This window comes from Azospirillum sp. UENF 112521, from assembly GCF_058780665.1.
Genome location: NZ_JBSNCI010000003.1, coordinates 148,777 through 157,977, shown reverse-complemented (window position 1 = coordinate 157,977; position 9,201 = coordinate 148,777). Strand labels below are relative to the sequence as shown.

The window sequence follows — 9,201 nt, the reverse complement described above, 5'->3', positions numbered from 1 at the left end:
GGGGCGGGGGGTGCCGGGATCAACGTTCGCGCAGCGCGCCATCCAGGGTGGTGTAGATCGGCTTCAGCAGATACTGGAGGACGGTCTTCTCGCCGGTGCTGACGTCGGCCTCGACCGTCATGCCGGGCAGCAGCAGATGCTGGCGTTCGCCGTCGCCGACATGGTTGGCGGCGAGCGTCACCCGGCCCTGGTAGTAGGGATTCTTGTCCTTGTCGAAGAAGGTCGTCGGCGACACCGACTTAAGCGTCCCGTCCAGCCGGCCGTAGCGCGCATAGTCGAAGGCGGCGATCTTGACCTTGACCGGAAGGCCGGGGGTGACGAAGCCGATGTCGCGGGGGGAGACGCGCACGTCGACGACCAGCTCGTCGTCGATCGGCACGATCTTGGCGACCATGCCGCCGGGGACGATCACGCCGCCTTCGTTCTTGACCGGCAGCTCCTGGACGATGCCGCGGACGGGGGCGGTGGACACCAGCCGGTCCACCCGGTCGCTCTGGGCGACCAGCTGCTTGTCCAGCTCGGCCAATTCGGCGCTGACGGAGCCCAGCTTGTCGAGGGCCTCCTGCCGCAGCCTGCCGGTCAGCTCGCGGATGCGGGCCTCGGTTTCGGCAATGCCGTCCTTGGTTCCGGCGATGACGCCGTCCAGCCGGTGCAGCTCGCTGCGGGCGGCGGCCAGCTCGCGCTGCGCCTCGATCACCATCAGCTTGGAATTGAAGCCCTTGCTGGTCAGGTCGTTGCGCATGCCGACCTTCCATTCCAGCAGGGGCACGTTGCCGGCGACCTGGTCGCGCTGGCTCTTGGCGGCGGCGAGCTGCGAGCGCTGCTCGGCGATCTGGCCGTTCAGCACGCGGCGCTGGTTCTCGCGCCCCTCGATCTGCGCCGCCAGCATGCGGGCCTGATCGGCGGCAAGGTCCGGGATGCCGGCGAAGGGTGCGAAGTTGGCGGGCCGGTCCCCGGCGAAGGCGGCCAGCCGCTCGGCCTGGATCGACAGGGAGGTGCGGCGGGCCTGCAGCTGGTCATGACCGGATTTGGTGCTGACGCTGTTGAAGCGGACCAGCGGCTGGCCGGCCTCGACGACCTGGCCCTCGCGCACCAGGATCTCCTGGACGATGCCGCCTTCCAGATGCTGCACCGTCTGCACGGCGCTGACCGGGACGATCTCGCCGAAGGTGACGGCCATCTCCTGCACCGGCGTCACCGCGCTCCAGGCGACGGCGCCGACGACCAGGCAGCCGACGATCAGGGCGGTCGCCTGGACCAGCGGGCTGACGCCGGGATCGCCGGCCAGTTCCTCGGTCGCGAAGTCGGTGGCGGCGATGCCGCCGCCGAACAGGGCGCGCAGGCCGCGGCGGCCGATGGCGCCGCTGCTTGTCATCTCGGTCATCATCTCGGTCATCAGATCATCCCCTTCGGAATGCGGTCGCGGACCTTTTCCGCCGGACCGAAATAGCGGGTGGTGCCGTTCTCGATGATGAGCACCTTGTCGGCCATGGCCAGATGGCCGCGGCGGTGGGTGACGAAGAACACGGTGGAGCGCCCGCGGAAGGCATGCACCGCCGAGGTGAAGGCGAACTCGCCCTCGAAGTCGACGCTGGCCGCCGGTTCGTCGAGCAGGACGATCGGCGCGTCCCGCAGATAGGTGCGGGCCAGCGACAGCCGGGCCAGCAGACCGGCCGGCAGGGCGGCGTCGCGCGTGTCGAACCGTGTTTCCAACCCTTCCGGCAACTCGTCCACCGCGTCTAGCACGCCGGCGCGGTCGAGCGCGTCGCGCAGGTCGGCCTCGCCGGCGGCCGGGGCGAGCAGCCGCAGATTCTCGGCCAGCGTGCCGTCGAAGAACTGGGGCACCTGCGGCACGAAGGCGATGGAGCGGCGCAGCGCCATCGGGTCGAACTGGCGGATGTCGCGCCCGTCGATGCGGACCGAGCCGCCCTGCGGGCTGTAGAGGCCGGAGATCAGTTTCAGCAGGGTGGATTTCCCGCCGCCGTTGCGGCCGACGATGGCCACCACCTCGCCCGGGGCGACGTCGAAGGCGAGGTTGGCCAGCACCGGTTCGGCTTCCCGGCCATAGCGGAAGGTGACATGGGAGAAGGTGACCTGGCCGCGGATGTCGGCGGCCCGCTCGGCCCGGACCGATTCGCTGCGCTCGGGCGGCGTCGCCATCAGCGTCTCGACCTGCTTGAGCGAGGCGCGGAGCTGGCCCAGCCGGGTGCTGGCGAGGAAGGCGCTCTGCACCGGGGCCAACGTCCGCCACACCAGCATCATGGTGCCGATCAGCCCGCCGGTGGTCAGCGACCCGGACAGGACCTGGCCGATGCCGAGCCCGAGCGTGCCGAGGCCGGTGAGGGTGGTCAGCGTCTGGCTGAAGGTGGAAATCAGGGTCGCCGTCTGGGCGTTGCGGAAGTTGGCTTCCGCCATCCGGCCGGCGACGGCGTCGTAGCGGCTGCTCCAGGTCGCGGTGGCGCCGAGCGCCCGGATGGCCGGCATCCGCTCGACGATCTCCAGCAGCAGTTCCTGGCGGCGCGCCCCGGCGGCGGCGGCGCTGGCGACGCGGGACCGGGTCATGGCGTTGCCGAGCCAGGCGGCGGCGGCGTAGAGGACGATGGCGGCCAGCGGCACCAGCACCAGCCAGCCGGACAGGACGGCGATGGCGACCAGGAAGATGACGGCGAAGGGAAGGTCCAGGCAAGCCTGTGCCGGCGGACCCGTCAGCAGGTCGCGGACACGGTCCAGGTCCTTCACCCGGGCGACCTGGGCGGCAACGGCGACGCGCTCGGTCATCTGGCTCGGCAGGTGCAGCAGGCGGGCCAGCACCGCGTTGCCGACGACATAGCCGAGCCGGGCACCGCCATGGGCCATGATGCGGCTGCGCAGGCGGCGCATGACCAGTTCCAGCAGCAGGGCGCCGACCGCGCCGATACACAGCGCGACCAGCAGCCGGAGCGATCCGGCGGCGACGACCTTGTCGTAGATCGTCATCACGAACAGCGGGCTAGACAGCGACAGCAGGTTGGCGGCCAGCGTCAAGGCGAGGGCCGATCCGACCAGCGGTGTGGCGGCGGCCATGCGGCCCCGCATCCAGGCCCGGCGTTCGCCGGCGGGCGGCGCCCATTCGGCGTCGGTGGCATCGGCCACGATCAGGCTGCCCGCCGGCAGGGCCTCGCCGACCGGCTCCGGCGCCCGGTTCGGGCGCTGCAGCTGCAAGCGGCCGTCGACCGTATCGAGGAGACCGGCTTCCCCGGCAGGGTCGTTCCCGCCGCCTGCTGTGCTCGGGACGTAGAGCACGGCGCCACCGCGGCCCGCGGCTTCCGCCAGGATGCGGCGCAGTTCGGCGGCGGGAAAGCGGCGGGGGCCGTGGATGCGGCTGCCGAAGCCGAGGCGGGCGGCCACGTCGCGCAGGTCGGCGACCGGATCGCCGCCGGCCGCCCAGGGCAGCGCCTCGGTGACGTCCTGCGGCCTGCCGACCCAGCCCAGCCGCCGCAGCAGCAGGAGCAAGGCCGTAGTCAGGTCGGGGCCGGCCCGGTCCGGCGCCCGGAGCGCGGGAGGAAGGGGGCTGCCGGCCGGGGCGGATGGCGTGATCCGCCCGTTCATGCCGCGGTCGAGCAGGTCGGGATCGAGGATGTCGGTCATGCGGCAAGCTCCGGCTTGCGGTCGAGATGGCCGTCGGACAGACGGAAGATCGAAGTGGCGTGCTTCAGCATCAGCGGGCGATGGCTGACGAACAGCATGGCGCAGTCGGCGCGCATCTCCGCCATCAGCGAGAGGAGGACACGGTCGCCCTCGTCGTCGGCGGCGGCGTTGGCGTCGTCGAACAGGACCAGCCTGGGCTTCTGCACCAGGGCGCGGGCAATGGCGATGCGCTGGGCCAGCCCGCGGGGCATCGGTTCGGTGGCGCCGTCGCCGACGATGGTGGCGAAGCCGTGCGGCATGGCGTTGATCGCCCCGACGATGCCGACCCGCTCCGCCGCGGCCATCGCCGCCGGCAGGACGTCGGGCCGGAACATGGTGATGTTGTCGATCACCGTGCCGCGGAACAGGGTCTCGCGGTGGGACAGCAGGGCGATGCTGCGGCGCAGGGTGAGGGGGGCGTAGACCTCCAGCGGCAGCCCGTCGAGCAGCACCCGGCCGGCGGTGGGGCGGTAGAGGCCGGTGGCGAGCGCCAGCAGCGTCGACTTGCCGCCGCCGGTCGGGCCGACCAGGGCGACGGCCTCGCCCTGGCCGACGGCGAGGTTGATGCCGCGCAGCACCGGACGGTCGGCGAAGGCGAAGCCGACCTCCTCGAAGCGCAGGTCGGGCCGGGCGGTGGCGGCGTCGAGAATGCCGGTGGACGGCGGCTCGACGGGGAGGGCGAAGAGTTCCTCCAGCTTCTTCGTCGCCACCTTCATCGGCTGGCGGCGCGACCACAGGGCCATCAGCCCCTGCGCCGGCGCCAGGGTGCGGCCGACCAGCAGGGTGCAGGCGGACAGCCCGCCGACGGTCAGCGCGCCGTCCAGCACCAGCAGGCTGCCGAAGGCCACCGTGGCGAAGCTGCTCAGCTGCGCGACGAACTGTCCGGCCTCGGTCAGGTGCTGCGCGTCCAGCTCGGCCGTGGCGTGGGCGGCAAGGCGGCGCGCCTGCAGGGCCTCGTAGCGGCGCAGCAGCGGCAGCTCCAGCGCCATCGCCTTGACCGACTGGATGCCGGAGAAGACGCTGATAATGAAGCCCGACCGCTCGTCTTCGGCGCGGGCGACGTCCGCCTGCGCCAAATGGGCCGACCGGCCGACCGCCACCGCCAGCAGGGCCATCGCCAGCAGGCCGCAGCAGGCGACCGAGACGAGAAGGCCACCGAAATAGGCGATCAGCACCAGCGAGGCGACGGCAAAGGGAATGTCATAGAGCGCCAGCAGGGTCTGGCCGGAGGCATGGTCGCGCAGGGTGGCGACGGCGCCCAGCCGTTCCAGATGGGTGCCGGTTGACTGCGACTGGAAGGTCTTCAGGTCGGTGGCGAACAGATGGGCCACCGCCCGGCGGTTCATCACCCGCTCGAACCGGGTGGCGATCCGTCCCAGGATGTGCGAGCGCGCAATGCGGAGCACCGCCTCGGCGAGGACGGCGAGCGTCACCCCCGCCACCATCACCGCCGCCGTCTGTTCCGAATGGTTCGGGATGATGCGGTCGTAGACCTGCAGGACGGCCAGCGGCATTCCCAGGGCCGCCAGGTTCACCACGGCCGACATGGCGACCACCTGCGCATGGAGCGTTGCCTTGTTGCCCTTGGCGACCGGTGCGGTGTCCGTTGCTGTCATCGGCATGGCGATCCTGTTCAGCCGGAGGGAAAGACCGTGACCATGGCCTCGGGTCCGGCAGACCGGGGGCGTTCACGCCCGGATCCGTCCGGGCGCGGCATGGCCATGTGAGGCGGCGTGGTGGTCGGGTCGACGTTGCCGGTGTTGTGCCGGCGGAGGGCGGGCGGCCAGTTGGTGGAGAAGACGATTTCCGCTCCGATTGATACCCCTTCCGGATGGGCTGCGTCGCGGGCGGCAGGGGATAGCGCGGTCGGGAAAACGGATAGGTGGTGGATAGTTGCGGGTCTACGCAATCGCCTGCCGGCCCCATGCGACGGGTCAGGAGCGCTGCAACTCGCGGCGGATCACCTTGCGCAGCTCGTGCAGAGATACCGGCTTGCCGAGCAGGGTGGCCCTTGCGTCGGCGGCGGCGGCCCTGGCGGATGCCGAAAAATCGGCGCTGATGATCACCGCCGGCAGATCGCTGCCGTACCGCTCCCGAACGGCGGTGATGGCGGCATTGCCGCTTTCGCCGTCACCGAGCCTGTGCTCGGCGATGACCATGCCCGGCCGGCGGCCGGCGAGCGACTGGAAAGCCTCCTGATGCGACGCGGCCTCGACCACGTCGAATCCCCATTCGGTCAGCACGGTGCACATCGCCGTGCGGACGTAGAGTTCATCGACGATCACCAGCAGCGGATTGCGCGTGCCTTCCGCATCGGGGACGAGAAGGGCCTGCAGATCGGCGCCGGGGCTGTACCGGGCGGCGGATCGGCGGCCGGAAGGCAAGCGTCCGGCCTCCATCGCCGCGACCGAAAAGCGGGAGCCGCGGCCGGGGCGGGAGGACACCTCTATCGGGTGTTCGAGTGCGGCGGCCAATCTCCGCACGATTGCGAGCCCCAGCCCGGTGCCTCGCTTGCGGTCGCGGCCGGGGTTCTCGATCTGGAAGAATTCCTCGAAGATGGCCTCCAGATGGTCTTCGGCGATCCCGTGACCGGTGTCGACAACGTCAATCCGGATCATCGCGCCCCGGCGTCGGCAGCCGACGAGAACCCCGCCCCTGTCGGTGTATTTCAGTGCATTCTCAACCAGATGCCGCAGGATGCGCGTCATCAGCAGGATATCAGTGCGGATGGTGACGTCGCAGGCCAGGACGCGCAACGAAAGACCGCGGGCGGCGGCCTGATCCTCGAATTCAGCCTTGATGTCCCGCAGGATCGAGCCAAGCTCGACCGACACCAGATCGGTGCGGACGAAGTTCGCGTCGATCTTCGAGATGTCGAGGATGCCGTTCAAAAGGATGTGCAGCGAATCCGCCGCCTGCTGCAGGGAATCGACGAGCGGGGCGGCGGGATGTCCGCGCAGCTTCATCTTCAACAGCTCGACGAACAGCAGCATCGACTGTGCCGGCTGCCGCAGGTCGTGGCTGGCCGCGGCGAGGAAGGCGGTCTTGGTCCGGCCGGCCCGTTCGGCTTCGCGCCGGGCAGCCTCCACCTCGCTCCACGCTTTGCGGAGCTGCTGCTCGGTGCTGCGCTGCTGCTCTTCGCGGTTCCGCAGGTGCCGCTCCGAAGCGAGCAATGCATCGCGGGCGGTCCTCAGCTCTTCGACGGTGAAACGCTCCTGGCGGGCCGCCCGCCCGGCATCGCCGGAGGCCCAGGCACCGAGCGCCCTGGCTTCGATGTCCAGCCTGCGGATCGGCGGCAGCGCCATCGCCATCGCCGTTGCGAGCGCCGCAAGAACCATGACGAAGGCGAGGGCGTAGGAATGGCGCAGGATCGGGTCCGGATCGCCGGACGGCGCCAGGCAATAGACCCGCCAATCCGGCATCGCCAAGCTTTCGAACGCCGCAAGGTCCCGGCCGATGGCCGGAAGTTCGGCGAAACCGATACCGCCGTCACGATAGCTCGCGGCGTCGATCCGTTGGTCGAGGGTATCTGTCCCGTCGGACCGCGCGATGACGGTACCCCGGCGGTCGGCGACGGCGATGACCCAGCCATCGGGCCGATCCTGTGCGCGCAGCAGCGTCGATAAGGCCTGCACCGGAATCGTGGCGGACAGCGAGCCGACCAGCTGGCCGTTCGACTGCAGCGGAACCGTTACCGCCAGGATTTTCTCGTTTTGGACCAGTCCGACGAAAGGGTCGGAGATCATCGGCCGCGGATCGTTGCGGATCGCTTCGTAGAGGCGGAGGGAGCGGTTGAAAGGCAATTCCATGTGCGGGGATGCTGCCGTGTGCATCAGCATCTTTCCGAACGGGTCCGCCAGTACCACGGCGGTCAACAGACGCTGTCCCTTTATCAGCAGCCCGGCGACACGGCGCATCTCGTCAGGATTGATGATCCCTGATGTTTGGGCCACCCGCAAATAATCCAGCAACGATAAAGTGTCGCCAAGCTCCTGCGCGATGGTCGCTGACGCCGTACTTGCGACGCCATGCAATCTTTCGTCGAAATTTTGCTGCTCCTGTGCAATCAAAGAGCTGAAAAGGTAAGAAATGAGAACGAGCAAAGGCAAAGTTGAACCGAGAAGGGCCAGAGTTATTCTGGATCGAATTTTCATTTTTACCAATATCCTTGCAGAATATCGTCAAATTTTTCCGGATTACGCACTCCATACCGATATCGGCATCATGGGAGAAAGGCTTGGAACGTTAAAGCTTCCTCCACAAAGGATTTCTGGACATTCCTGTGCGCTGGGCCGAGGATTCGCAGATCCTGAGATCCTCAATCATCTGATGCGTAGGCGTCTACCGCGGCAAGGTCATATCACCGCAGAAAGAAGGTCGCGATATTGAAGTATGATATAGGCGGTAGAAGTGAATGACCCAGTCATTTTGCAGCGCAACGCATGCGCTGCCATGACTGCCGCCTACCGCTGCCCAATGCGCACGATGCATACTATTGTATGCAACGGGATGTCGCCTTCGTCCCGCTTTGCTTCCGTTCGGCGTATTTGTCTGGAAAATACTGAACTTCCCTTTGTATGATGATCCGGCAGCCTTTTGCATAAATACCAGAGTCCAGCCGACGGAAGAGAGGCGCGGATGAATGATCGGGATCCATATATCGACCACAACATCCATGTTTATGGCTCTGGTCCACAAACTGTCGTATTCGCGCATGGTCTTGGACTTGATCAGAATTGCTGGAATTCGATAACGAATAATTTCAAACAATTCCGTGTTGTCGTCTATGACTTGATAGGGTTTACGGAAAAATCCAGCCAACACTTCGATCATCATAAATATCGATCAATGGAGAATTATGCGGAAGATCTGGTAAGGATCATTAGGCATACGAATTCGAGGGATTGCTATTATGTCGGGCATTCAGTCAGTGGAATGATCGGTCTCCTGGCCGCGATAGAGCATCCCTCATTGTTCCGGAAAATCGTGACCATCGGGCTGTCGCCCTGCTACATGAACAAGGACAATTACGCAGGCGGCTTTGACAAGAAGGACATCGACGAGCTGATCGATGCCATATCATCCAACTATGTGGAATGGGCCGTCGAATTCTCGAAAGTGGCAGTGGCGAAGCCCGCCAATCATCCGGCCGTGCAGAGGTTTGCCGATGGACTTATGGGGATGCGGCCGGATATCGCCCTGTCCCTGGCCCTGATGATCTTTTCCTCCGACTTCCGCGATGTTCTGGGCAAGGTTACCGTGCCCTGCCACCTGATCCAGACGGTCGGCGATCCTGCCGTTCCCGTCAGGGTCGGCGAGTATGTGCAGTCCCGGATATCCGGAAGCACTCTGGAGATCATCGATGCTGAAGGACATGTTCCGCAATTCACTCACGCCGATGTGCTTTCAGACGCAATTCTGCAGGCGTTGCAGGGCTGATCCGGTTTCGGGATAGCGGATTGGCCCATGAAGGTCATTGGCTGGCGGCATCCGCTTCGCGAGCGGTTCCAGTATGCTCCCCCCGAAGCACGCCGA

6 protein-coding genes are annotated in these 9,201 nt (G+C 67.0%); 1 reads left to right on the top strand and 5 read right to left on the bottom strand.

Features of this window, described 5'->3' with window-relative positions; genetic code table 11:
* Positions 1-19 precede the first annotated feature (19 nt).
* The 5 genes from ACWPN8_RS16650 to ACWPN8_RS16630 form a co-directional block, all read right to left on the bottom strand.
* On the bottom strand, positions 20-1,396 hold the full coding sequence (locus ACWPN8_RS16650; protein WP_492241494.1) for an HlyD family type I secretion periplasmic adaptor subunit: 1,377 nt from the start codon (positions 1,394-1,396) through the stop codon (positions 20-22).
* The gene (locus tag ACWPN8_RS16645; RefSeq protein ID WP_492241493.1) at positions 1,396-3,627 is read right to left on the bottom strand and encodes a peptidase domain-containing ABC transporter; all 2,232 of its coding nucleotides are present in this window, start codon (positions 3,625-3,627) and stop codon (positions 1,396-1,398) included. The genes ACWPN8_RS16650 and ACWPN8_RS16645 overlap by 1 nt, the downstream gene beginning before the upstream one ends.
* Positions 3,624-5,282 (bottom strand): peptidase domain-containing ABC transporter, encoded by a 1,659-nt coding sequence (locus ACWPN8_RS16640; protein WP_492241492.1) that lies wholly within the window; start codon positions 5,280-5,282, stop codon positions 3,624-3,626. Before ACWPN8_RS16640 ends, ACWPN8_RS16645 begins: the two co-directional genes overlap by 4 nt.
* 318 nt (positions 5,283-5,600) lie before the next feature.
* Positions 5,601-7,820: a sensor histidine kinase gene (locus ACWPN8_RS16635; protein ID WP_492242094.1), complete on the bottom strand. Its 2,220-nt coding sequence runs from the start codon at positions 7,818-7,820 to the stop codon at positions 5,601-5,603.
* Between the two features lie 187 nt (positions 7,821-8,007).
* A complete protein-coding gene (locus tag ACWPN8_RS16630; protein ID WP_492242106.1) occupies positions 8,008-8,502 on the bottom strand; it encodes a hypothetical protein in 495 nt (164 codons plus the stop codon).
* On the opposite strand from ACWPN8_RS16630, the gene ACWPN8_RS16625 reads away from it, so the two are divergent.
* Positions 8,416-9,105 (top strand): alpha/beta fold hydrolase, encoded by a 690-nt coding sequence (locus ACWPN8_RS16625; protein WP_492242093.1) that lies wholly within the window; start codon positions 8,416-8,418, stop codon positions 9,103-9,105. The genes ACWPN8_RS16630 and ACWPN8_RS16625 overlap by 87 nt on opposite strands.
* Positions 9,106-9,201: the final 96 nt, after the last annotated feature.

Coding starts and splice junctions, on each gene's coding strand:
- ACWPN8_RS16645 (WP_492241493.1), bottom strand. CDS start 3,627: ATGACCGACATCCTCGATCCCGACCTGCTCGACCGCGGCATGAACGGG.
- ACWPN8_RS16630 (WP_492242106.1), bottom strand. CDS start 8,502: ATGATGATCGAAGTGTTGGCTGGATTTTTCCGTAAACCCTATCAAGTC.
- ACWPN8_RS16635 (WP_492242094.1), bottom strand. CDS start 7,820: ATGAAAATTCGATCCAGAATAACTCTGGCCCTTCTCGGTTCAACTTTG.
- ACWPN8_RS16640 (WP_492241492.1), bottom strand. CDS start 5,282: ATGACAGCAACGGACACCGCACCGGTCGCCAAGGGCAACAAGGCAACG.
- ACWPN8_RS16650 (WP_492241494.1), bottom strand. CDS start 1,396: ATGACCGAGATGATGACCGAGATGACAAGCAGCGGCGCCATCGGCCGC.